This window comes from Bradyrhizobium oligotrophicum (genome assembly GCF_051168495.1).
GTDB classification, from domain to species: domain Bacteria; phylum Pseudomonadota; class Alphaproteobacteria; order Rhizobiales; family Xanthobacteraceae; genus Bradyrhizobium; species Bradyrhizobium oligotrophicum_A.
Map to the genome: position 1 here is coordinate 47688 of NZ_JBNPVB010000016.1, position 24584 is coordinate 72271.

Below are 24584 nucleotides of genomic sequence, written 5' to 3' on the forward strand. Positions count from 1 at the left end.
TCAACTGAGTTTCTTCGCCACGATCAGGCTGCGATTGCAGAACGATCTGTGGTACTCGACCTGCCCGAAGCCGGCCTGTTCGAGCATCCCGCGCATGTCTTCAAAGCTGTAGCAGCAGCCTTCGTAGCCCGTGGTCAGGAGCACCGAATATTCTGCTTCGGCGGCCGGGGCCGGATGCCCGCCGCGATCGTCGGGATGGCAGCTGTAGACAGCAATGCGGCCACCGGGCTGGAGGCTGCCGTGGGACTTGCGCATCAGCAGGCGGACCTTCTCGGGTCCCCAATTGTGAAGAACGTGGGAATAGAGATGAAGGCTTGCATCGCGTGGCAGCGGGTCGACAAACATGTCGCCAGCGACGATACGGACGCGGTCGGGATAGAGACCCCGCGCGATCAGACAGGATCGCGCGAGCTCGTCGACCGGGGGGCGCTCGAAGATGGTCGCGGATAGCCGAGGATAGCGCATCAGCAGATGAGCGGAATAGACGCCGGAGCCGCCGCCGATGTCGAGCATGGATGTATCGCCGCTGCAATCGAGCAGGGTAGCGAGATGCGGGGCAAAGATCCGGCCGCGCTCTTCCATGCCGCGCGTGTTGAGGTCCGCGAACTCATCCGTCTGCATCAGATCGTCCCAGCTGGTCGTGTCGCCGCGCGCGACATGCCAGGTGTCGGAGCCGTCGTTCCGCAGGACGTCGTACAGCTCGCGAACCGACGACTTGTACTTCATCGTGGCGATGTAGGAGGCGACATTCTCGTCGGATCGGCTGCTGAGATATCGGACGGCTTCGATGGTGGCGTGAAGTTTTCCGCCCTCGCGGGCGATCAGGCCCCAGGATTCGAAGAGCCTGATCATTGTACGTGTCGGCCGGTCACGAAGCGAGAAATGCTCCCGCAGTTCGTCTTCAGAGACGGGATGACCGTCCAGATAGGTGAACAGGTCGAGCCAGGAAACCGCTGCAATGTAGAGGTCGGCGGCGTATGAGCTGTCCCGCCACTTGATGATCTGGGCAATGTCGGGGCAGCCGACCTGTGAGACATCGGTCTGTGTGTCGATGCGAGATGCGAGTGCAGTCAGGGTCATGGGTCTGATCCTTTACGAGAACGGCGTGGGTTGTTCGGTTAGTCTGGCTGGCCTGGCGCGGCATTCGCGGGCAGGTATCGGGCCTCGGCGCGCGCCAGCTCGTCGTAGTGAAACAGCGAGAAGACGTCCTCGAGGGTCGCGACCTCAGCCTCGATCCCGGCGATGCTCTGCTCGGTGATGATGCGCTCGCAGACATTGCGCATCGCGCTTGTCGCTGCGCGCATCGAATGATTGGCCCAGATCACGGTCGAGATGCCGGCAGCACGAAAAGCGGACGCGGGGGTCCGATAGTATTTCGTTGGGACGATCACGACAGGGAGGCGGTTCTGCCAACCATTGGCGAAGGCGAAGATCTCGTCCGCCGTACTCTTCCGGGAATGAATGAGAATGGCGTCCGCTCCGGCGTCCGCATAGGCGTGAGCGCGGTGAAGGGCCTCGTCCATGCCATGGCCGGCGATCAAGGCCTCGATGCGGGCGACGAGGACGAGTTCGTCTCCGACCGCATCCTTCACGGCGCGCAGACGCCCGGAGAATTCGCCGGCAGCGGCGAGCGGATGACGATCGCCGACGAACGAGTTCATCTTCGGAAATTGCTTGTCTTCCAAGGCGACACCGGCGGCGCCCCGCTGACGGAGCTTGTGGGCCAGAATGCGCGCGTTGTTGAAATTGCCGAAGCCGCTGTCACCGTCGACGAGAACCGGCAGATCAGTCGAATCCACCATGCGTTCGACGACGTCGATGAGCTGGGTCCAGGACGCCTCACTTGCATCGCGATAGCCGAGAGAGCAGGCGATCGACAGACCGGATGCCCACAGGCCCTTGAAGCCGGCGCGCTCGGCGACGGCGCTCGAGAGCCCATCATGGGCCTCCATCAGAAAGCTGAGATCTCGATTGCAGCAGATCTGCTCGCGGAGCACTGCGGCGCGAGTGGCGAGTTCCGGACGATGATCTGCGGCATGACGAATCGATTGCGGTCGCGTGAGCATGCAAGGTCTCCCTTCCCCGTGCGGGTCTGTCATCAACCACCAGTTGACAGTTTTGCGATACAGGGGTCAATTACTAACTCTGGTAGTCACATCGGCGCATATGTTCCGGCGGGGAGAGCGAGGGAGGCGATCTCGTCGCAGGCGTGCACTGCCGGCGAGCAGGCCCGGTTTCGTACTGGCCAGGGGGACCGCGGCCCTGCCGCGTCCGCTTGCGCCGGCGGGGGAAGTCGCGTGCCTGGAGGCAGGGCGAGGGCCGGCCCCTACCTAAGCTTGTAGTAGCCGCGCGGACCGATATGCGTTCAACTGGTTGCTTCGTTCGGCCTCCGGATCAGCCATTTGGCGGGTCTGATCCGATGACGATACATCAATGGGCGCCAGAGACGCTGGCGCGCTGCCGCGTATTCAAGATGGCATGGATCCGATGACAACCATCCTGTTGGACGATCATGGGCGGGCTTGGGATGCTCATTCGCCTGTTTTGCGGAGATTCCTGCAATGCCCGGTGTCAGATTTCGATTTCTCGTCCTATGTGGTCGACAATCTGGGATTTGTCGCTGTCACCATGATCGACAGCCGGTCGGCCCGGATCCGGCTCAGGCCGAGGACCGTCTGCGGAATCAGCATCGCTTCGGCACTATACTTCATCGCGGATAGGGCCGTGGAACGGATCATCGTTGTGAAAGCTGGCGACGAAGTTGTCGAACGGATGTTCCCGAGGGCCAGCCAGGCGATGGCCTATATCGAGGAGGAGGTCGCGCGAGCTGGCCTGCATCTATCGCCGGTGTTCAGAAGCCGTGAGCTGTCCATCACTGCGCTTGCCAAAGAGGCTGAGCCTCTTGCGGTCCTGTTCACGCGATGGCTGGAATGTGATCGGGCCCGCGACAATACCGAACTGAAGGGCCTCCTCGATCTACACTCGCTGCAGCGCTTCGCCATCATCGAGCCGGTCGACGGCCGACTTATCTTCGCTGAGATTGGCTCGGGCTTTGAAAGCTTTGGCAGAACTTGGCAACAGCATGCGCCGGGCTTGCCGCTCGAGGAACAGCCGGACTATCACTACGGTCAATGGGTCCGTGGCGTCTACGACCATGTGTTTCGTACAGGGAAGCCGCTCTTCGATGACGTTGATGCGATCATCCGGCGCCCGCATCGAAATGACAGGTTGCGGGTGCATTACAGGCGCCTCATCCTTCCCTGCGGTTCGATCGGCTCCAGACCAGCCCGGCTTGTCGGGGCGTCACTCGTCGAGAACGTCGCACCAACCCCTTGATAGCCGCGCGATGCAGCGCGAGGATGTTTGATGCAACCCTCTGGCGAGCGGTTGATGGCATCAGGTTGCCTGGGTCGCCATGTTCCGCAGCCTTCTCCTTTCGCAGAGCCATTGCGAACGTCGGATGCCTGCCAAACAGCACAATCCTGACGATCTGTCGCCCTTGGCAAGCGTCCGAAATCGTGTGGTCAAAGGCGCCGGCGATGAGTTCAGCGAGTTCGCCGAGCCAAACAACGCCAATAGCGGAATGCTGCGAAAATGACGTCGTTGTGACACTGGTCGGATCGAGCGAGCGTTGAGAGGAAAGTGCCGATAGTGATTTTTTTCACGATCCGATCGGTTTGAACCGCACGAACGATCATCCGCACGGACAAGGCAAAAGCTCGCCGAGGATGCGCAAGTCGTGTACGCGCGAGCCGAAAATGATCAAAAACTGCGACCAAAAATTGTCGGAGGTGGTTGATGGCGATCGATAGTGGCCGGCGCGTCGGCCGTGCGTATGCGCTGAACGCGTCCTCGCACTGAAGATGTGCTGGCGACGCTCCCGACCTGCAAAGCGCACGTGCCAGATATGCAAATCGCGCAGAAGCGCAGAGCGAGGCGAGTGTCATCAGCCAATGCGGCCGCTGCAACGGTCGACGGGGCAGTTCTGGAAGGGTACTTCTTTCTATGCTCCATGCTGGCCGTGTCGATCCCGGCCCGGTCTCCGCGGTGCATTCACGACCACGAGCCTTGCGGCCGTCGCTCGATGGTCAACTCACGATTGAATTGCAAAGCCGTGATCTGCGGACCGCAGAACGAGGGGAGCGTGGAAAGCCTTCCTGAACAAGGCGGTCGAATTTGTCGTGTATTGATCTCTCCACCGGGAAATTTGAGGAGCTTCGTCGACAATGCAGGACCATACGCGAAAATTTGACGGTCTCGCCGACCTTTACGACGCCAGCCGGCCGACTTATCCGCCTGACGTTCTCACTGCCATCGCCCATGCTGTCGCCGCAGGTGATGTTCCGCCACGCTGTCTCGATGTCGGCGCAGGTACCGGAATTTCGACGCGTGCACTCATTGATGTCCTTCCGGGCTGGACCGTGCAGGCCGTCGAGCCCAATCTCGACATGGCTGCACGTGCGGGTGCAGCGGGACTCGAGGTCATAATCGCGCCCGCTGAGGCTCTGCCGATCGAGGCAAACTCCGTAGGCCTGGTCACGGTGGCGCAGGCATTTCACTGGTTCGACAGGCCGCGCTTTCTCCGTGAAGCGCGCCGCGTCTTGTCGCAGAACGGGGTGCTCGCCGTCATCAACAACAACCGCCGGACGGAGGAATTCGAGGCTCTCATGGCCGTCGAGGACTTCATCGAGGCCGAGAACCCGGACTATTCACGGCACTATCGCGATCTTGATATCGCCGCTGAGATCGAAGCTTCCGGTCGCTTCGGCGAGATCCAGCGCTTTGGCTTTGCCTGGGCGCTTCCGGCAACCGCAGAAAATCTGGTCCGATACTTCCTGTCGCGCTCGTCCTCCTCTCCGATCGCGGCCCGGCTCGGGACGGCGATGGTCATGAGGCGAATTGTCGCGACCATCGAGCGGCACGAAGCCAAGCCGACGTTCGACGTCCCGATGATGTGCGATCTGGTTGTGGCGCATGTCCGCTGACGTCGTGGCAGCCAGGTCAGAAGTCGCCGAGAGTCAATTGGACACGTTCGCCTGAGAAGCGGTTCATATGGAACGTTATCGGCCGGCCACTCAAATCGCTATCGATGCTCTCAACAGCAAGGACTGGCGAGTACCGTCCTTGTTGCAGAAGTCGTGCGTCATGGTCGGTGGGCAGCACGGCCATCACCCTCGTCAGGGTGCGCCGGTAATCGTCAACTTTGAAGCGTCCAAAGGCCTTCGTCATCGATAGCTCTTCACGGTAGGCGTCCAGGAAGCCGGGAAAGCGATCGAAGGGGATGTAGTGCTGGCCGACGCAAATTGGGATGCCGTCGGCCTCACCGACGGTGGTCATGGAGCTGACGAGATCGCCGGGCGCCAGCCCAAGAGCAAGGGCGATGTGCTGCTCAGCCGCAACGACGTCGGGGTCAACGAGCTTGTGGCCAGGTTCGCGATTCTGCAGCAGGAGATTGGCGCTGAACCGCGTGCGAGCACCGATCGGGTATTCGACGACGCCGGAGACGAGATATGTCCCGCCACCCTTGCGTTTCATGACCACCCCACGGTCAACCAGCGCAGCCAGGGCTTGGCGCACCGTGTGACGATTCACGTCGAAAATTGCCGCCAGTTCATGCTCCGACGGCAATCTGTCGCGGCCGCGGTACGCGCCGCGCAAGATCTGCTCGAGCAAGGTGTGCTCGACCTGCCGCCAGCGTGGCCCGACAGCATCCCGCATCTGTTCTCGCCTCTGGAGAGCATTCATCTGCTGCCTCTGCCAGCCTTGCACAACCAGCCGAGCGGTACCTGTCATCGCTCAGTCACTGAATCTGTCTAGACAGATTTGTGTTGGTATCGGTAGCACACAAGGCGAACGACATGCCAGTGATCAGCCGTCGAACTGCGCTTCTCGGATCGCTGGCCGCAGCGCTTCCGGCTCCTTCAGTGCATGCAAACGAGGATCTCGCACTGGAGGTGATGTTTCCATTTCCGGTGGGCAACAACCGGGAAATCCATTTCGGGCTGGCCGAGCGCTTCATGCGCGTCAATCCGGATATCAAGATCAAATTCCGCAATCCCGCACAGAACTACGAAGAGATTTCGCAGCAGATCCTGCGGGCGGCATTGATCGGTCAACTGCCCGATCTGAGCTTTCACGGATTGAATTTGTTGCGCCTGCTGGTCGAGCGAGACCTCGCCCAACCGCTTGCGCAACGAATCACGGCAGCTGGCGGCGCCGACCTGCTGGGTTACGCGCCCGCGGTGCTCGACATCGTTCGCCAGCGCGGCGACATCTACGGCATTCCATTTTTCATTTCGACTCCCGTTCTTTACGTCAATGAGGCTCTGGTGCGCGAGGTGGGTGGGGACCCCTCGCTGCTGCCGGCTGACTGGCCGGACCTCGTCGCGCTCGGCCAGAAGATCAGTGCGACCAGCGCCAATCGCACCGGTTTCTACTTTCAATGGGATGTGACGGGAAACTGGATGTGGCAGGCCCTGCTTTTCAGCCGCGGCGGGCGCGTTCTGTCCGATGACGAGAAGACGGCTGCTTTCGACAGCCCTGAAGGGCTCTGGGCATTGGAGCAGCTCGAGGCCTTCGCCAGAAGCAGCATGCCGAACCTGAAATCCGCCCAGGCCCGGCCGGCGCTTGCTGCGGGAACCATCGGCATCTTGGCCGATTCCAGTTCGAACATCGCCTATGCCGAGCAGCAGATTGCGGGCAGATTCCCTCTGCGTGTCGCACCGTTTCCGCTCATGAGTCCGAACGGGAAAGTGCCCGCCGGCGGCGCGCTTGGCGTGATCCATGCGAAGGATCCGCGCCGGGCGGATGCAGCCTGGAAATATCTTCAGTTCTGCACCAGCCCGGAAAGCCAGGCGTTCATGGCCCGTCTCACGGGCTACATGCCGAGCAACAGCAAGGCGATCACGGACCCGTCGCTCCTCGGCGCCTTCTACCAGGAGGCGCACAATCAGAAGGTCAGCGTCGACCAGCTTCCGGTGATGACCAGCTGGTACGCCTTTCCTGGCGCCAACGCCGTGCGGATTATCGATACCATCCGCAATCACCTTGAGGCTATCGTGACGGGGCGCCAGGGCGCCGGCCAGACGCTGAAGCAGATGGCAGCCGACGTGAACCGTCTGATCGGGGCTGCATGATGGATGCCGCCGCCGGCGACGATACGGGGGAGCGAGCCTTCACGCTCATTCAGATTTCGGACCTGCATCTGAGCAAGAGGCGCCCCTTCTTCCAGCACAACTTCGAAGTCCTTCGCGATGTCCTCGTGGCGACCGCCGCCGACTGCATCCTGTGCACCGGCGACATGTCACTCGATGGAGCCCACCATCCGGACGAGCTTGCTTTCGCATGCCGGCAACTCGAACGGCTCGGCAGAGAGATCCTGTTCGTCCCCGGTAATCATGACATTGGAAACAGCCTGCCTGATGTGCGCGGCGGTGAGATCACGATCTCGGCCGAACGCGCCTCTGCCTTTCGTGCCCAGTTCGGTTCCGACTATTGGATGAAGGACATCGGCGCGAGCAGACTGCTTGGGCTCAATTCCATGCTTCCGGGCAGCGGGCTGCACGAGGAGGCGGAACAAGAGGCTCTGCTGGCGCACGCGATCGACACACTCGGACAGCGTCGGTTGATCGTGGCCGCACACAAGCCGCTCTATCTGGCCGCACCCGAGGAGACCGCTCGCACTCAGAGTGCGATGTTTCCCGAGCATCGGCATCGTTGGGCCGAGCTCTTGCACGCGGCGAACGGAGCAACATACCTCTGCGGCCATCTGCACGAATTGAAAGAGCAGCAATGGCGCGCTGTGCGCCAGGTGTGGGCGCCGTCCACTGCCTTTGTCATGGATGCTGCCAATCGCTTCGCTCGTCACGACCGGCCCAATCGAGAGCCGGGTATCAAACGGCCCGGACTTCTGCGGCATACGTTCAGGGGGGACCGGCACGTCGTAGAGTTCATCGAGCCGACCGCATTTCTCATCGTGGATCTTGGAAATTGGTACACGGATCCTCGGGGCTTTCATTCGCGCTATGCCGACGAGCCATGGCGCGGTTGTCCTTTGGATCAGGTGGAGTGAGCGTTGGGTCCGCAATCGACTGGCGTCCGTTGACGGCGTCGCACATCCCGCCGAGCTGAAAGGTTGTGCCATGGCCGCAGTCACTCTCGACAATATCAGCAAAGCCTTTGGCGCAGCCAACATCCTCAAGCGCATTTCGCTCGAGGTTCGCGACGAGGAGTTCCTGACGCTCGTTGGCCCTTCTGGCTGCGGAAAATCGACGCTGCTGCGCATCATCGCCGGTCTTGAGCTGCAGGACGAAGGGTTGGTGCGTATTGGGGGGCGCGTCGTCGATGCTCTGCCGCCCAAGGCACGGGACATCGCCATGGTGTTCCAGTCCTATGCCCTCTATCCGCATATGACCGTCGAACGGAATATGGCCGTGCCGCTCGTCATGAGCAGGTTGAGCGCCACACAGCGGCTGCCTCTGCTCGGACGTTTCGTTCCAGGAACCAAGACCAAGCGCGCCGGGATTGCTGCAGAGGTGCGCAAGGTTGCTGCTGCTCTCGGTATCGAACAGCTGCTCGCGCGCAAGCCCGGGCAACTTTCGGGAGGACAGCGCCAGCGCGTCGCCCTCGGCCGCGCCATGGTTCGGCAGCCTTCGGTGTTCTTGATGGATGAACCCCTGTCCAACCTGGACGCGAAGCTGCGCGTCTCCATGCGCGCCGAGATCAAGGAGCTGCACGCCAGGCTCGGCGTTACCTTCGTCTATGTCACGCATGATCAGGCAGAAGCCATGACCATGTCGGACAGGGTCGCCTTGATGGTCGGTGGCGAGCTGATCCAGACTGCACCACCGCAGGTCCTTTACGACGACCCCGACCACATCAGCGTCGCGACATTCGTCGGCTCTCCGTCGATCAATATTGTGCCCGCCAATGCGTTGGGTGAGCGCCTTGAGGCTGTGGTCCGCTGTCACACCGATGGTGGACGTGTCGACGGCATCACCGTCGGACTACGTCCGGAGGCTCTCTGCGTCTGCGCCGAATGGACTCCTGGTGCAATTTCCGGCCGCGTGCGGCTTGTGGAGCATCTCGGTGCCGATCGGTACGTTTATGTTGACGTTGCCGGCGCTCAGCGTCCTCTCATCGTCCGGATGCATCCCAAGGACGGGCCTGGTCTGGTACCCGGCGCCAGCGTCGCACTGCAGGCCGAGTTCAAGAATCTGCTTGTCTTTGACGCCGCCGGGCGAAGGCTGCGAAGGCGACAGCCCGATGTGGTCGAGCTATCGATTGCAGGGAGCGGTGAATGACGATCATGCTCCCCGGACGCGCTCCGGCTCACGCTGCTGCGATCAGGCGACGGCGAAGGCGGGAGTGGTTCACTGCGGCGATACTGGCGGGACCGGGAGTCCTGCTCCTCTTGATTTTATTCATTCTCCCAGCACTCGCCGTTATTGCCATGGCCGCGACCGATTGGCAGCTCGGGGCGAGAAGTCTCAATTTCGTCGGGTTCAGAAATTTTCAGGTCCTTTGGAATGATGTCGATTTCTGGCATTCGCTGGTCAACACGCTCGCCTTCATATCAGTTTGCGTCCCCTTGACGGTCGGACTCGGGCTTGCCGTGGCTCTGCTCATCGAGGCTGGTACGGGGCTTCGTGCTCTCTATCGTGCGGTCCACTTTCTTCCTTTCATGGCGACGATGGCGGCAGCCGCACTCGCATGGGAATCTCTGCTTCACCCTACGATAGGGCTCCTGAACCAGGTCCTGAGATCGGCCGGGATTCAAGGTGCCAACTGGTTGCGAGACGAGAGCACGGTGTTGCCCGTTCTGGGCGCAATCTTCGTATGGAAGAACCTCGGCTACGCGATGCTGCTTTTTCTCGCGGGGCTGAAGACGATTCCCTCCGACCTCTATGATGCGGCTGACGTCGACGGCGCCGACGGCGTATTGTCACGGTTTGCGACCGTCACGCTGCCCTTGCTCGGCCCAGTTGTCATGTTTGCACTGGTGGTGGTCGCATTGAGAGCCTTTGAAGTCTTCGACATCATTAAGGTTCTCACCCAAGGCGGTCCTGGCAAGGCTTCGGAGATGCTGCTCTACACGCTCTATGTGGAGAGCTTCGAATACCTTCAAACAGGATATGGTGCCGCAGTGTCCGTCGTCTTCCTGATAATTGTGATGGCCCTGACGATGTTGCAAGTGTTCGCGCTCGACAAGCGGGTTCACTATCAATGAGAGCGGTACGCCTGTCATGGCCAGCCAGCATCGCGCGGCACGCGCTGCTCGTCAGCACCGCCACGCTGGTGCTTGCCCCCGTGGTGTGGATGGTATCGCTTTCCCTCAAGCCGCCGGGTGAGATATTTCGCGCCTCGTTCACTCTGCTGCCCGAACAATGGTATGCCATTGAGAACTACACGCGAGCGATCGCGGTCGCTCCGTTGCCGCGCTTTCTCGCCAACGGCGTTTTGGTATGCTCGACAATATTGCTGTGTCAGATCGTGGTCTGCGCACCGATCGCCTATGCCCTGGCGAAACTGCATTTTTGGGGACGAAGTGCAACGTTTGGGCTCGTTCTTGTCGGCCTCTTGCTGCCACATCAGGTCGTGGCTCTACCGCTGTTCGTTCTGTGCTGGAAAATCGGCATCTTGGACAGCTATGCCGCGCTGGTATTGCCCTTCGTCGTATCACCCTTCGGCATTTTTCTCTTCAGACAGTTCTTCAAATCGATTTCAGATGATCTGATGCACGCGGCGCGGCTGGACGGCTATTCGGAGCTGGGCATTGTCTTCCACATCATGCTGCCGCTTGCCCGGCCGGCGGTGATCGCCTTCAGTATTCTGTCTATCAGCAGCCATTGGAACGATCTGTTCTGGCCCTTGATCGCCGTTCGCACGGAAGAGCTGATGCCGCCGGCGCTCGGCGTGATCACTTTTCGCAACGAGGAGGCGGGATCCGACTATGGTCCGCTCATGGCTGGCGCGGCAATCATCATGGCGCCGCTGGTTATTGCTTTTCTTGCCGCTCAGCGTTGGTTCGTCGACGGGCTGATGTTGGGCAGCATGAAATAGGGCGCGATTGCGCTGGCGGATGGATCCGAATCTGTCCTTGGGCGCCGCGCGAATATTCCGAGGCGTCCCCACGAAGCGATTCGTCATTCGGTGCGCCCTCGCTGGACGACACACGAAAGATTAAATTGTACAAGGCGCAGACTGTTGCGCCGGCCGATTGCTCCTGCGATTGAGCGTCTGCTCATATCCCTGCAAACTGCTGATGGAGCTGGCGAATGGTGCCGCCGTCCACGTGGACTGTCGATCAGCCCCCAGGGTCTTCGCGTCTCGACTGAACCGCAGAAGTACCCAATCGCGAGCCAGGCGGCGGAGATCGCTCCCTGTGCAGCGCGCCGAGGAGTCAGAATTTGATGCAACCTATGCCGATCGCGGCCGTAGCCTAGCGGGTCGCTATGCATCGAAGGGGCTCATCGCCGACGTCGAGCGTGGCCGAGCGGAGTCCTGCTTGCGATGTTAGCCGCTCGGAGCAAGTTCAAGGCGTCGACGTGAGTGCCTCTTACGAGTTCATTTGCAGGCGTGCGAACATCAAGAATCAGCTGCCTGTGAACAGAGAGTGGCGCAATTGCCGCTGCGGCGAACGCATCGGTTCGATGCAACGGACGCTGCAGACGTTCTTGATTACGTTCCGCCGGCAGCTCGGCATGCTGCGTGCACGTCGGAGTTCATACAGCGCGGTGCTGCCGGGGGCGCTCGGAGGCGTGCCGCGAGCGCCTCGCGGAAAAGACAAGGGCACCGGTACCCCTATCAAGGTTGGTAGGTTGTGCTCCTGGCCCGGAAACGCCTAGAATGAAGTGAAGCTGAGCCGACGCTTCTCGGTGCAGCACCAGTGGTATTGATTTTGATCAGCGATCTCGTCTCAGATGACAAGCGGCGAGTCGCCCTTGGCCGGATAACCTTCGCTATGGACGGTATATCGTTTGGTAGGTCCGGGTGGTCCGCCCAGCGATCTTAACGGCTGGCGGTCGGCGTTCTCGGAAGCGCTGGGGTTGTGATTGCGGCGACCGTAAGTGTTTTGGGGCGCAGGACCCTAATCGTATCCGGGCAAGGTGATCTTTCCGCGGCGAAACGCGGCTACAGTGTCAATTTTGTGCCCTCCAGATGCTCGGATGTGTCATGCCGCAAGAGGCTTCGGCGAACCCAGAGCCGGGTGTTCTCCAGCGAATGCGTCGGCATCTGCGCAGGAGCGGTCGACGCGTGCTTGAATGTTGAGGCGCTCGAGCGGATCATCACGTCGGTCGCTTGCTCATTCTCGGGCGGCCGGCATGGGAACTGAAACAGGCTTGATTGGGATACGACTTTCAATTGCATGTAGGAACACTTCCCGTGCTCCGTCGATCGGCAAACCGCAAGCGGACCAGCGAGAGCCGTGGTTATTCGCGGCGTGGTTGATCATGTCGCGAATGCTCAAGGTCAATTGCGCGATGCCATCTGATCCAGGCTCACGCGGCGGAGGCCTGGCGGGGTCATCGCGCCAAGGCGAGCTGGAGGGCAAGTTTTGGTGGACTTGGGAGCTGTTACCCGTCACCCAGCGAAGTCCGTGATGGCGAATGCGGTGGACGTCTCTGAGCTGCCTCAGGAGTTCCGATTTATGAGACCACCAAAGTCGGTAGCTCGCGAAGCATACGCCTGCGTGGCAAGAGTATCTAAGTTCGCCGGCTATGTACGACTGCTCCACAGCCGGTGCTGCGAATGTCATGGCGTCGAAGGTTGGCGTTGGTCGTAACGCGCAATCGCGGCGTTACCGTACATGCAAGCGCGGATCGAGTTTCACCGCGTCTGGGACTTATTGATTACGGACCTGAAACACATATTGTATTGATGTTGATACGACCGAGCGATATCGTCTGTTTCGGAGAAGGAGAGGTGGCGACGTCTGCCCTGATGCGCGTCGATTCCCTGCGACTTGCCGGCCAGAGGCCGCCTCGCACCGACCGGCGTTTTCGGTTTGGAGATCGATGATGTCTCTTGATGAAACCTTGCGGATCTTGGCGACCGTCGAGCGGGGCGGGCTGGTGCTGGATGAGCAAGCGATCGAAAGGGATCCAGACGCCGTCCTGGTGGCGCTGGGCCGCAGCTTCGAGGCGCTCTCCGCCGAACTCGCAATGCTCCAGCAACAAGATGCGCAATCGGCCGCAGCTCCTTTCGATGAGCCATCAAGCGTCGTGGCCGCGTGTGCACCTGCCATCGAGCGCATCGAAGCCGTCTTGGGCTCGCTCGACCCGATCGAACGCGCCATCATGGCGATCCCGGCCCGGACCGTGGTTGGTCTGGGCGTGAAAGCTCGCCATGCTGCATACGTGCTTTCGAATTACTGGACTGACGTTCCCGAACGACTCGACTGGGATGCCCGAACGGTGCGTCAGCTGATCGAATGCGCCTGCTCTGTGGCTGGCGTGAAGCTGAATTAGCTCTTCGGGTGTGTACGTTGCTCGCTTTCCCGGGACAAGGACTGCAGGAATGGCCAGCGGCACTTCGCTGTTGACCAGCGCGCCCGATGCGACAACGGGACGTGATCTCGACGACGAGCCCTGGACGTCCTCAACGGCGCCTTGCGATCAGGGCCTGCGACTCGATGACTTCTACGACGTTGCCGTTGCTTGCGAACGGCAGCATCTCTGCCGTCATCTGCTGCGCGAGCTGGCCTGAAAGCTCGCCCAGCTGTTCTGGCGACGAGGTCGACATCGATAGTGCTCGATCGATCAGACGATCCACAGGGACGGATTTTTGCTCGATCACGCCGAGTCGGGTGAGCTGGTCGAACCGCGACGCGAGCAGGACTGTTTCATGGCGCAAGCGCTCGGGTGCAAAGCCAACACTCCTGTTGGTGAAGCGGTCAACGACCTCCGTGTAAGACTTGTACCAGGCGTTCTGCGGCACGTCGGGACGAACGTCATTGAACAGGATGACGGCGCCGTCCTGTTCGATCAGGTCGTCGAGTTTGCGCAGCGTATCGGTTCGGTCCATCCAGTGAAAGGCACGTCCGATCGTCACGGCGCGAAAGGTGCCGAGATGCAGTCCGAGACTGTATGAACTGCCTTCGACCAGTTCGATCGCTACGCTGGATGCAGCGGCGATGGTCCGAGCAACCTCGAGCATCGCCGGCTCCGGATCTATCCCAATGACCTGTCCGACGAAGGGCGCGAATGCGATGCCGAGCCATCCGGGCCCACAACCGAGATCCATCAACCGATGGTCATTCGACAGATGAAGATGATCAGCTACCGTTCTTATCAGCGCAGGCGCATAGTTTGGCCGGCCTGCCACGTAGTGCGGGACCGTCGACTGGAAGCGAGGGAAGGCAGGAGGGACTGGCTCGGTTGTCATCTGTGGCATTCAGGCAGTTTGCGGGGCATCGCGGGTGACACCCCCAATGTGGCGCCGCTCCGGCAGGGCAGGCCGGCACGATGACACCGAGCGCGTCTTCGCGTCCCGCCCGCGTCGGCCGGTCCAGGCGCTGCGCGGACGGGTACGCTTCGAGATTCGCGGCGTCCGGTCAATTCTAGAAATCCTTCAAGGGCATGCGCAGCTCATAGGTTGCGGGCGGAGCCAGCAGCTCGAAATGCTGTATCGGACGTCCGGTGCCATCGAAATGGATCCGTACGATCTTCAAGAGCGGTGCACCGATCGGTACGTTGAGTCGCCCGGCGACAATGGGATCCGCTGCAGCGGCCGTCACGGTCTGCTCGCCGGAAGCGAAGGTGATGCCGAACCGCTGCAGGATCGCATAGAGCGAACCTCCTTCCATCTCTTCCGGGCCAAACTGGCGCCCGATCGATTCTGGAATGTAGGTCGTAACCTGCATGATTGGCCAGCCGTTCATGAAGCGGATGCGAACGGCTCGCTGGAACAGGTCGGCTGCCTCCGCCTGGAAATGATCGCGAACGTGCCGCGGGGCCGGCTTGAACTCGAATTCGACCACGTGAGCTCTTGTCGTACGCACGATCTCACGATTGCGAGCAGCAAGATCCATCATGGGGACGGTGAGAGGCTGCGGCCTCGACAGCTCTCGCACGAAGGTGCCGACCCCTTGCCGGCGTTCGATCAGACCAAGCTCGTTGAGCGTGTCCAGAGCTGCCCGAACCGTGACGCGCGAAACGCCGAAGAGCGTTGCGAGATCCGCCTCGGTCGGCAGCGTTTCTCCCGGCGCATAGCGACGTTCGGCAATCTCGTCCTGCAGAACCAGGAACACCTGGTGATGGAGCGGGATGTCGCGGCGGCGTCTCGCAAGGACAGTCGGCCGCCGCTTCGAACGGGCCGGCTCATCTGCCGCACGCGTCTTCGGCCGCTTACCTTTGACGCCGGAAGCAGACGCGTCGAAATCCTGCGGACGTCGCGGCACCACAGTCTACTCTCAATGCCACAGGATCGCGCGCGGATTCATTGGGCTCAGCTCCCCGTCGTGTTATTTCGACGCGAGCGTCTGGAGAGCCTTGTCGACGAACGTATTGGTATATGTGGCAGCGAGATCGACGTGAACACCGCGCAATTGCGGATCAACGGTCGACAGAACGTGAAGTGCGATCCGTGCACCCTCGACGCTGAAACGGCCATCGGGCGAGAACATGTCTCTCGTGCCCCGGATGGAAGCGAGAAACAGACCGCGATCGGGCTTCGCCCATTCCTCCGGCAACGCGTCGGCGATATCCTCAGCAGACGCTCGATTGATCCATTGCAGCGCGCGCACCATGGCAAGGGCGAAGGCCTCGAGTGTACGAGGATTCCTCTCGATGAAGTCCGATCGCGCGTAGATTGTCCCCGAAGGATAGAGGCCGCCAAATATTCCGATCGTGCCGTCGTTGGTGCGGGTGTCGGCGACGAGTTTGACGTCGCCGGCGGCTGTCAATGTCGTGAGAGCTGGCTCCCCGGTGACAACCGCATCAACGGCCCCATTTCGGATCGCTGCAACTGCGCCCGTTCCACCGCCAACGCTGACGAATGATATGTCGGACGGAGAGACACCTGCCTGCTGCGCGATATACTCCACCATGAACTGGGTCTGAGAGCCTAACGCCGTGACCCCGATGGTCATGCCTCTCAGACTGCTTGGGTCGCGATAGTCCGCTGCCCGCTCTTTTCGCAGTGCCAACGCGAACGTTGGGTGCCGGCCAAACAGAACGAGTCCTACGATCTGCTGGCCTTTCGCATGCATTTGAATGGTGTGATCGAAGGCCCCCGCTGTGAGTTCAGCGCTTCCCGCCACGAGCGCCTGGAGCGCTTTGGCTCCACCGCTCACGTCGAGAATTTCCGGATCGAGACCCGCATCCTTGAAGAAGCCCAATCGTTCTGCAATCGTCACCGGCGCGTATTGCAGAAACGCCTTTCCACCAATGGTTATTCTTAGCTTGGCTGTTTCGACCGGAGCGGCTGCATGGGCAAGAGTTGGTAGCACACACAACATAGACAGCGGGAGTGTCAGAAAGTGACGTCGTTGCAGCACTGGTCTGATCTCGCTGTGCGCGGGGAGTGACGTATCATCGGAGACCGAGTTCGATCTCACCGCCGTCTACGGATCAAAACTATATGAGTGATCACCGGACCCGGCAAGCCAAAAGCCCGTTGAGGTTGCATGTGTGGTATGCAGCCGGAAAGTTTTTCCGTGCTGAAAACGTTCATCTGTTTAAAATTCGACCAAAGATTGTTGGTTCGCGTCGGGACGAGACGGACAGATAGCTGATCGACGCGTTGCACGACGGATTTGCTGCGGGGCGTCGCTCTGGGATTTGCTGGGCAACATCGACGTCTCAAGCTTGCTTGCGAATCGGGCAGGGCGGGCCGCAGCGATGCAGTCCTTGAACGAAGCCGCGGCGGCCAGTCGTTTCAGCGCTCATGTGCTCACTGGGTCAAAAGGCTCGGCTACCGATGGGAGTTCCTCCCGCTGTCTCCCCGGTCACGAGCTACGCACCGCTGAAAGGTCGCTCACGGCGGGCTGTGGCGAGTTGTCACAGGCGCGATCAGCTGTCTGTGCTCGTTGTCCTGAGGACCGCTCTCTGAGGCCCCGCTCCTGCACCCTGAGAGGCTGTGAATCTTTCGATTTTGACTGTTTTCGGCATGAGTCATATCAACGACTTAGCTTGCCCGAAAACTGCGAAAATCGAATTGTTTCACAAGCTCTGAGGGAGCGCGCAGCGCAATTGGTCCGTAGGTCGATGGACTGTCGGCGCGGCACGGACCAGAACCACCGATCATCGCAGCCAATGTCCATGCTCGCGGGCCTCAGCGCAAAGGGCGGTCTCCCTCCACCGGCCGGCGAATGGCCTCCGGCGCGGGCCAAAGGATCTGAACGCGCGAAAATAGCGACAATTGCTATTTTGATAGCACGATGGGGCGCCTCTGTGTGTCAGCCGGGCCTGAGGATGCAATCGGCCGTATGGATCTGCTCCCGGGCTCATGGCTCCGCGCCGATAGCCGCTCTAGCCCACCGGGGTCATCAGATTGGCGTTGCCGCCGTCCGCGATAGTCTGGTCCGTGGGACAGTTCACGCTGCGAGAGGGCGCGCTTGTAGAGAACCGCCGCAGCTTTGGGCGATATCTGCGCCGGAGTTTGGGCCGGCGCTGACGCTCGGCGAAGATCATCATCTGCGAGGCAGCGGCCCCATGACGCACTGCTCCGGCACGGTATAGAAGGGCTGCGGCAACGACACCGCCACCGGGACGATGGCCGCAGCACGAGAGAGCATCGCGGGTGTGCGCTCGCAGCTGGAGACCAGCAAACCAATGCGCGATCGGCGACCGTTGCGATCCCGCCGCCATCACTGGCCGTCGACGCGGGCCTTCAGGGCGGCGGTGTTATGATCAAGGGCGGCGGAAGCAAGGCCTATCTGCTCAGCAAGGTCTGAGGTGGCGCAGGCTCCTTGGTCGATGAAAACTGACATTTCAGGGCTGGCGGATGACGTCAATCGATGCGTCAGGTGTTCGGATCGAGCAGGCGCGGCGTGCGATCGGGCGGTAGGGCCGGGTAGAACTCCGGGTGTTGAAGTTATGATCGTGTCCCCACCCGCTACGGCGCGATGGTGAGCGCGCGGGCGGACGGCTTTGCTCCACCGAGTTACTCCCCCACGCCGGGGACATGACCCCCGGGTCCGAAGCTGCATGTGGTGCTCGGCTACAACGCCGTGCGGAAGGCATGGAACCCGGAAGCGCCGCCTTCAACTCGGCGGAGCTCGCTCACCAGTTCCTTCACCATGGTGCGCAGATGGGTCCCGATCAGCGGCGCGCCCTGAACGATCTCGAGGCAGAACAGCCGCGCCGCGTCCGGATGGCAGCGGGAGAATTCGAGCTTGCGCCTGAAATAGTCGCCGATCGCGGTGGCGGGATCATCGTTCACGCCGAGCTCCCGCAACGACGCCCACCGGCCATCTAGTAGCCGATGATGCACGGCTGCATAGAGTTCGTCCTTCGAGGCGAAGTAGTACAACAGATTGGTCTTCAACACGTCGGCCGTCTCGGCGATCTGGTCGAGCGTCGTACCGTGCAGGCCAAGCCTGGAAAACAGCGTCGGGGACGCATCGAGGATCGCGGTCTTCTTGAGTTCGGCGCGCCGGTGCCGGCGCGGCGAATGCCTTTTGCCGACGCCTGCCGTCTTCGTCGGTCGTGCCTCGAAGGCCAACGTTTTGGCGCGCTTTCGCGTCCGCATGACTGTCTTCTTCTCTTTACACGATCCGAGCGTTATCGCCTATCTGCTGCCGCCGGATGAGTTCAAGAGACGGCGCTGCAAACGTCGCCATCGAGACGATCTCCGCTCTCGCGGCCGGCATGACGGTCGTCGACTGGTGGAGCAAGACGCCCCGTCCTTACAACGCCTCAGCGGCGATATAGATCGCTATGCTAGGCGGCGCTTAGGTTGGGAAGAGAGCGTTTTTTGGTCGTAACAGGCCGAGATGATCGCGCAAGGTTGCGCCGCTGTAGTCAGTGCGGAAAAGACCGCGTTCCTGGAGTATCGGAACCACCAGATCGACGAAACTCTCAAAACCTTCGTGGAAGTAGGGCGGCATGACGTTGAAACCGTCGGCGGCGTACTCCTCGAACCAGAGCTGAAGCGTATCGGCGATACGCTCCGCCGATCCGCACAGCACCCAATGGCCACGGGCGGCTGCGGTGAGATTGTAGAGATCGCGTAGCGTCATGTTCTCGCGACGGCCCTTGGCGAGCATGACGCTGGCAAAGCTGTGATAGCTGTCTGACGGTGCGATGTCGGGGATTGGCCCGTCGAGATCGTAAGCCGACATGTCGCGCCCGAAGCGGTCGGATAGGATCGCGAGCGCGTTGCTGCCGCTGACAAAGCTCTGCAGGGTGTTGAGCTTCTCGAAGGCCTCCTTGTCAGTGCGGCCGACGACGGGCATCACTCCCGGCAGCACCGTGACGTCCTCGGCCTTGCGCCCGTATGACGGCAGCCGCGTCTTCAGTGAGGCGTAGCCGGCCTTGGCTTCATCGATGTCCTGCACCACCGAAAATACGATATCGGCGGTGCGCGCGGCGAGCGCCTGCCCGGCCTCGGAGCCGCCGGCCTGGAGGACGATGGGGCGGCCTTGCGGGCTGCGGCCGATGTTCAGCGGGCCCTTCACCTTGAAGAACGCCCCTTCATGGTCGATCGGGCGGAGCTTTGACGGATCGATGTAGAGGCCGCTGGCGCGGTCGGCGACGATGGCGTCATCCGCCCAGCCATCCCACAGGCCCTTGACGACATCGAGAAACTCGCCAGCCATTTCGTAGCGGCGGGCATGGTCGGGATGGGTGGTGCCGAAATTTGCAGCGGTGGCCGGGTTGGCTGTCGTCACGGCGTTCCATGCGGCGCGACCCTTGGAGATGTGATCGAGCGAGGCGAACACGCGCGCGACGGAAAATGGATCGCTGTAGGTGGTGGAGACGGTGGCACCCAAGCCAATATGGCTGGTTGAGGTCGCGAGCGCCGCCAGCATGGTCAGGGGCTCGAGTCGCAGTGTATAGGAGGGATGAGCGGCCGCATCGGCATAGAGATTGTCGCCCATGAAGATCAGGTCAAACTTGCCGCGCTCGGCGGTGCGGCCGATCTCCTGGATCGCGGCGAAATCCTGAAAGCTGTCGACCGCGCCGGGATAGCGCCAGCCCGCCACATGGCTGCCGGTACCCAGGATGAACAGGCCGAGATGCATCTGTCGTTTCATGGCGCTTTTTCCCGACGGGTTTCCTGGCTTCATGTCCAGAACAGGATTTTACGTTCGAGGATGCCGATCAGGCCGAAGAAGGCGAGGCTGGCGGCGGAGGCGACGAAGATCGCCGACCACACCTGGACGAAGTCGATTTGAAGAACGGCCTGGTAGATCACCCAGCCGAGCCCTCCATGGGCGCCCAGCATCTCGGTGACGATCGCCACGATCACGCTGCGCACCGTCGAGACGCGCATGCCGGCGAGCAACAACGGCAGTGCGGTCGGCAGCCGCAGCCGCCACAGCACGCCAAAGCGGCTCGCGCCAAAGCTTTTCAGGAGGTCGACGGCACGGCGATCGACCCGGTCGAGACCGGCCAGCATCGACAGCAGGACGGTGAAGCTCACCGCCATCGCCACCATCACGATCTTCGAGCTGACGCCGATGCCGAACCAAAGCAGGATCAGCGGCGAATAGCCGACCACCGGCACCGAATTGATCGCGGTTGCAAGCGGCAGGATCGCGCTACGCAACGCCGGCAGCAAGGCGATCGCGACAGCAAGGCCGATGCCGATCAGGCAGCCGAGCCCGTAGCCGGCCAGCGCTTCGAGCAGGGTGTAGCCGGCGGCGTCAATGAGGATCGCGCGCTTGGACCAGAGACCAAGCAGGATGTCGCTGACCGCGGGGAGCACATAGGCTGGCAGATGCAGTCCGCGCGCTGCGCCTTCCCAACATGCGATCAGAAGGACCGCGCCGAGAATGCCGCGCTGGACGGCGAGCGAGGGGGCGGTAAGCGCGCGGCTCATTGCTCGGCGCTCCAGAACACGAGACGCCGCTCTACCGCAGCGACGACAGCATAGAAGCTGGTGCCGAGCATGGCTGCCGCGAGCAGGGCGCCCCAGATAGCGACGACGTTCTCGGTGAACATCGCTTGCAGCAGCAGCACGCCGAGCCCGGTGGTGTCGCCGAACCATTCGCCGACGATGGCGCCGACGAGGCTCAAGGATGCGGCCAGCCGTAGCGCCACGAAGATCTGCGGCAGCGCGGTCGGAAGCTGCAGGCGGAGCAGAAGCTGGCGGTTCGAGGCGCCGAAGCTGCGCATCAGGTCAACCTGCCGGGGATCGACGCTCTCGAGGCCCAGCAGGGTGTTCACCGTCACCGGAAAGAAGGTCAGGTAGAATGCGATGATCGCCTTGGCGAGCAGCGTATTGCCGAACCACAGCACCACCAGCGCGCCGAAGGCGATCACTGGAATGGTCTGCGAAACCACGAAGATCGGAAAGATCATCTCGCGCAGCGCACGGACGCGGAAGAACACGACGCCCATGAGGACGCCAAAGGCTCCGCCGGAAGCGAAGCCGATCAGCGTCTCCGCCAGCGTGCGCAGGAAGCCGTCGACATAGGCGCGGGGCGTGGCCGCCATCGCCATCAGGATGGTGCTGAGGCGCGGCAGGTAATAGGGCCGGATGCCAAACAGCACCACGGCGCCCTCCCAGATCACGGCGGCGATGGCGAGACCGAGCAGGAGCCGGATGAGCTTGCGCAGTGTAACCGGCATCGCGATCGACCGCGCGGTTGCGCGGCCGCTCCCAAGCGATGTCGCAGCAGGGCTGCTCACGGCAGCCGGTCCGCCTGCGGGATGCTCTGGATGAAGCTGGCGTCATAGGCGCTGGCAAGATCGATCGGCTTGGAGATCACGCCGTATTTCAGGAAGAAGTCGTGGACGGTCTTCACCGTGTCGCCATCGATCCAGAACGTGCCATTCTTCGCGGCCGCGCCGGCTGTCATCAGGCGCTTGACTTCGGTCAGCATGAACTCCTGCTGCGCGCGGTCGAGCGTCGGGGCTGCGGCCATCACGGTATCGACGGCGCCCTTGGGATCGGAGAACGCATCCTTCCAGCCCTTTAGCGAGGCACGCAGGAAGGCTTTGACCAGCTCCGGCTTCTCCTTGGCGGTCGCTTCCGCCACGATCAGCGTGTCGCGCGGGAAGGTGATGCCATAATCCTCGGCGACGAAGGTCTTGAGGCTGTCCTTCGGCATGCGCGACTGGATCGTATAGAACTCGTTGTAATAGGTCGCGGTGACCACATCGACGGCGCCGTCGACGAAGGGCGTCACCGACACCTGCTGCGGCTGGATCTTCATTTCATCCGGCTTGATGCCTTCCTTCGCGAGCATGCCGTTCAGCACGTGATTGGCGCCGGTGAACCAGGTGGTGACGGTCTTGCCCTTGAAGTCCTGGATCGTCTTGACCGGCCCGTCCTTGCGGGTGACGAAGATGAAGGGCGTGATCTGGTGCGAGATGCCGATGCAGACGATCGGCAGGCCCTTGTCGCGGGCCGCGAACACACTGTCGGTGCCGCCCGACAGGCCGAACGTATCCGCGCCGGTCGCGACCAGGTTTTCGGTCAGCAGGTTGGGTCCGCCCGGATTGATGGTGAGGTCGATGCCCTCGGCCTTGTAGTAGCCCTTGGCGGCCGCGACGTAGAAGCCGGCGAACTGCGCCTGCGGCAGCCATTTCAGGCGCAGGCTCGCCTTCTGCAAGTCGGCGGCAGGCGCGGCCGTGACCAGCGAGCCGGTCGCCAATGCGATGGCGGAGAGGACGGAGAAGGCGTGGCGTCGGCTCAACATGGTCTTACTCCAGACGGTGAAAATCAATTGCAATAGGAAGGATCGGTACGGTCGAGCTGGCGCATCAGCGCCGGCCATTCGCGTTCGCCGGGCACGAGGATGTCGCCCTGCAATTCCCAGAACTGGCGGGCCGCCTTCTCGCAGACCTCGTGCGGCGGCATCACCAGCCTGGCGCCGGCTGCGGCGGCAGCCTGCAACTGGAGCTGGATCCGCGCGGCGCGCTCGAAATAATAGAGCAGCATGAAGGCCTCGCCCGGCGTGCGGCCGGTGGTGAGGATGCCGTGGTTGCGCATCAGCATCACCTTGTGCGGGCCGAGATCGCGTACCAGGCGCACCTGCTCGTCGAGGTCGATGGCAACGCCTTCGTAATCGTGGAACGCCTGCCGCTCGTAGAAGCGCATCGCGAACTGGCTGAGTGGCAGCAGGCCCTTCTCCTGTCCGGAGACCGCGACGCTCGCGTCGGAGTGGGTGTGCAGCACGCAGGCCGCGTCATGATTCGAGGTGTGGATCGCTGCATGGATGACGAAGGCCGCGACATTGACCGCATGCGGCGTGTCGTCGAGCTTGTTGCCTTTGGTGTCGATCTTGACGAGGCTCGACGCTGTGATCTCGTCGAACAGCAGGCCGTAGGGGTTGATCAGGAATTGATCGTCGTGGCCGGGCACGCGCAGGGAGATGTGATTGTAGATCAGATCGTCCAGGCCGAGTTTTGCGACCATGCGATAGCAGGCGGCGAGTTTGACACGGGCATCCCATTCGGCCGGATCGATCCCGCGGGGTTCTTTTCCTGACATCGCGTTCACGGCGACTTCTCCTGCGCGATCGAGGACTGGAACGACTTCATGCTTTCTTCCTCGATCGCATCGAGCAGCGTACGCTTGAGGCGTACGAATTCGGGGGAGGTGACGATCTCGGGCTTGCGCGGCCGCGGGAGGTCGACGACCTGTTCGAGCTTCACCGAGCCCGGACGGGCGGTCATCACCAGGACGCGGTCGCCGAGGAAGATGGCTTCATCGACGTCGTGGGTGATGAAGAGGATGGTGCGGCGGTATTTCTGCCAGACATCGAGCAGCCAGCGCTGCATCATCGCCCGCGTCAGCGCATCGAGCGCGCCGAAAGGCTCGTCCAGCAGCATCAGGTCGCGCTCGAACAGGAAGGTGCGCATCAAGGCGACGCGCTGGCGCATGCCGCCGGACAATTGATTGGGATATTGCTTCTCGAAGCCGGCAAGGCCGAACTCGGGCAGCATCTTCCGTGCCTTGGCGCGCGCCTCGTCGCGCTTCATGCCCTCGACCTCGAGGGCGAGGATGGCGTTGTCGACGACGTTGCGCCAGGGAAACAGCAGGTCGCGCTGCGGCATGAAGGAGACGCGGCCGAGCAGGTCGGCCGCGTGGCAGCTGTTGCCTTCGAAACGCAGGATACCGCCGGCGTCGGGCTCTTCGAGGCCCGCGACGATATTGAACAGCGTGCTCTTGCCGCAGCCGCTGGGGCCGACGACGGTGACGAACTCGCCGGGAGCGACGCTCGCCTGAAGTCCTGACAGCGCCGCGACGGAGCCGAAGGTCTTGTTGATCGCGCGTAGCTCGAGCAGCGGCCCAGGCTTGGCCTGAGCCGCTTCGATTGTCGGTCCGGGATCGGGGAGGCGGACGGCCTGCACCGGGATGTCCTTGTATAATGGCGGCGGCCATTCGCATACGAAAGCGGGCAGCGTCGAAATCTCGTAGCAACTCGTGTGCCAGTGCAATTTCTCAGCAAATCAGGCATGAGACTT

At 61.8% G+C, this 24584-nt stretch carries 22 protein-coding genes and 1 pseudogene; 10 read left to right on the top strand and 13 right to left on the bottom strand.

Going from position 1 to position 24584, the window contains the following annotated elements; all coding sequences use genetic code 11:
• Positions 1-1080 (bottom strand): methyltransferase, encoded by a 1080-nt coding sequence (locus tag ACQR1B_RS26320; protein ID WP_434834973.1) that lies wholly within the window; start codon positions 1078-1080, stop codon positions 1-3.
• A 38-nt stretch (positions 1081-1118) separates the two neighbouring features.
• Entirely contained in the window at positions 1119-2066 is a 948-nt protein-coding gene (gene aepX / locus ACQR1B_RS26325; protein WP_434834974.1) for a phosphoenolpyruvate mutase, read from the bottom strand.
• Positions 2067-2433: 367 nt separating this feature from the next.
• Between aepX and ACQR1B_RS26330 the strand changes: the two genes are divergently transcribed.
• From ACQR1B_RS26330 to ACQR1B_RS26340, 3 genes are all read left to right on the top strand, one after another.
• Complete coding sequence (locus ACQR1B_RS26330) at positions 2434-3336, top strand: hypothetical protein (protein WP_434834975.1); 903 nt, start codon at positions 2434-2436, stop codon at positions 3334-3336.
• Positions 3337-3460: 124 nt separating this feature from the next.
• Positions 3461-3598: a hypothetical protein gene (locus ACQR1B_RS26335; protein WP_434834976.1), complete on the top strand. Its 138-nt coding sequence runs from the start codon at positions 3461-3463 to the stop codon at positions 3596-3598.
• 628 nt (positions 3599-4226) lie between these two features.
• A complete protein-coding gene (locus ACQR1B_RS26340; RefSeq protein WP_434834977.1) occupies positions 4227-4985 on the top strand; it encodes a class I SAM-dependent methyltransferase in 759 nt (252 codons plus the stop codon).
• A gap of 16 nt (positions 4986-5001) precedes the next feature.
• Here ACQR1B_RS26340 and phnF read toward each other — a convergent pair whose 3' ends face one another.
• Entirely contained in the window at positions 5002-5745 is a 744-nt protein-coding gene (gene phnF, locus ACQR1B_RS26345) for a phosphonate metabolism transcriptional regulator PhnF (RefSeq protein ID WP_434834978.1), read from the bottom strand.
• A gap of 113 nt (positions 5746-5858) precedes the next feature.
• On the opposite strand from phnF, the gene ACQR1B_RS26350 reads away from it, so the two are divergent.
• From ACQR1B_RS26350 to ACQR1B_RS26375, 6 genes are all read left to right on the top strand, one after another.
• Entirely contained in the window at positions 5859-7136 is a 1278-nt protein-coding gene (locus ACQR1B_RS26350) for an ABC transporter substrate-binding protein (RefSeq protein ID WP_434834979.1), read from the top strand.
• Positions 7133-8071, top strand: a complete 939-nt coding sequence (locus ACQR1B_RS26355) for a metallophosphoesterase family protein (protein WP_434834980.1) — start codon at positions 7133-7135, stop codon at positions 8069-8071. The genes ACQR1B_RS26350 and ACQR1B_RS26355 overlap by 4 nt, the downstream gene beginning before the upstream one ends.
• Before the next feature lie 70 nt (positions 8072-8141).
• Positions 8142-9302, top strand: a complete 1161-nt coding sequence (locus tag ACQR1B_RS26360; RefSeq protein WP_434834981.1) for an ABC transporter ATP-binding protein — start codon at positions 8142-8144, stop codon at positions 9300-9302.
• A complete protein-coding gene (locus ACQR1B_RS26365) occupies positions 9299-10228 on the top strand; it encodes a carbohydrate ABC transporter permease (protein WP_434834982.1) in 930 nt (309 codons plus the stop codon). Before ACQR1B_RS26360 ends, ACQR1B_RS26365 begins: the two co-directional genes overlap by 4 nt.
• Positions 10225-11061, top strand: coding sequence for a carbohydrate ABC transporter permease (locus tag ACQR1B_RS26370; RefSeq protein WP_434834983.1), 837 nt, complete (start codon positions 10225-10227; stop codon positions 11059-11061). The genes ACQR1B_RS26365 and ACQR1B_RS26370 overlap by 4 nt, the downstream gene beginning before the upstream one ends.
• A 1958-nt stretch (positions 11062-13019) precedes the next feature.
• Positions 13020-13469 carry a hypothetical protein gene (locus tag ACQR1B_RS26375; RefSeq protein ID WP_434835109.1) on the top strand — a complete coding sequence of 150 codons (450 nt, stop codon included), beginning with the start codon at positions 13020-13022 and terminating at the stop codon, positions 13467-13469.
• A 130-nt stretch (positions 13470-13599) separates the two neighbouring features.
• On the opposite strand, the gene ACQR1B_RS26380 is transcribed toward ACQR1B_RS26375, so the two are convergent.
• From ACQR1B_RS26380 to ACQR1B_RS26395, 4 genes are all read right to left on the bottom strand, one after another.
• Positions 13600-14394 (bottom strand): class I SAM-dependent methyltransferase, encoded by a 795-nt coding sequence (locus ACQR1B_RS26380; protein WP_434875140.1) that lies wholly within the window; start codon positions 14392-14394, stop codon positions 13600-13602.
• A gap of 166 nt (positions 14395-14560) precedes the next feature.
• The gene (locus ACQR1B_RS26385; RefSeq protein WP_434875141.1) at positions 14561-15250 is read right to left on the bottom strand and encodes a GntR family transcriptional regulator; all 690 of its coding nucleotides are present in this window, start codon (positions 15248-15250) and stop codon (positions 14561-14563) included.
• Positions 15251-15463: 213 nt separating this feature from the next.
• Positions 15464-16498 (bottom strand): ABC transporter substrate-binding protein, encoded by a 1035-nt coding sequence (locus tag ACQR1B_RS26390; RefSeq protein ID WP_434834986.1) that lies wholly within the window; start codon positions 16496-16498, stop codon positions 15464-15466.
• Positions 16499-18162: 1664 nt separating this feature from the next.
• Positions 18163-18693 carry a TetR family transcriptional regulator C-terminal domain-containing protein gene (locus ACQR1B_RS26395; RefSeq protein ID WP_434834987.1) on the bottom strand — a complete coding sequence of 177 codons (531 nt, stop codon included), beginning with the start codon at positions 18691-18693 and terminating at the stop codon, positions 18163-18165.
• Positions 18694-18709: 16 nt separating this feature from the next.
• On the opposite strand from ACQR1B_RS26395, the pseudogene ACQR1B_RS26400 reads away from it, so the two are divergent.
• A pseudogene (locus ACQR1B_RS26400) lies at positions 18710-18860 on the top strand (nucleoside hydrolase); the annotation flags it as partial.
• A 35-nt stretch (positions 18861-18895) separates the two neighbouring features.
• Here the strand turns inward: ACQR1B_RS26400 and ACQR1B_RS26405 are convergent.
• Genes ACQR1B_RS26405 through ACQR1B_RS26430 form a run of 6 tightly spaced genes read right to left on the bottom strand, consistent with a single transcriptional unit; the run spans position 18896 to position 24470 of the window.
• Positions 18896-20200, bottom strand: coding sequence for an LLM class flavin-dependent oxidoreductase (locus ACQR1B_RS26405; protein WP_434834988.1), 1305 nt, complete (start codon positions 20198-20200; stop codon positions 18896-18898).
• A 29-nt stretch (positions 20201-20229) separates the two neighbouring features.
• Positions 20230-20988, bottom strand: a complete 759-nt coding sequence (locus ACQR1B_RS26410; RefSeq protein WP_434834989.1) for an ABC transporter permease — start codon at positions 20986-20988, stop codon at positions 20230-20232.
• Positions 20985-21740, bottom strand: a complete 756-nt coding sequence (locus tag ACQR1B_RS26415) for an ABC transporter permease (protein WP_434834990.1) — start codon at positions 21738-21740, stop codon at positions 20985-20987. The genes ACQR1B_RS26410 and ACQR1B_RS26415 overlap by 4 nt, the downstream gene beginning before the upstream one ends.
• Positions 21741-21796: 56 nt before the next feature.
• Positions 21797-22813, bottom strand: a complete 1017-nt coding sequence (locus ACQR1B_RS26420) for an ABC transporter substrate-binding protein (RefSeq protein ID WP_434834991.1) — start codon at positions 22811-22813, stop codon at positions 21797-21799.
• Positions 22814-22836: 23 nt separating this feature from the next.
• Complete coding sequence (locus ACQR1B_RS26425) at positions 22837-23616, bottom strand: class II aldolase/adducin family protein (RefSeq protein ID WP_434834992.1); 780 nt, start codon at positions 23614-23616, stop codon at positions 22837-22839.
• Entirely contained in the window at positions 23613-24470 is an 858-nt protein-coding gene (locus ACQR1B_RS26430; RefSeq protein WP_434834993.1) for an ABC transporter ATP-binding protein, read from the bottom strand. The genes ACQR1B_RS26425 and ACQR1B_RS26430 overlap by 4 nt, the downstream gene beginning before the upstream one ends.
• Positions 24471-24584 lie beyond the last annotated feature (114 nt).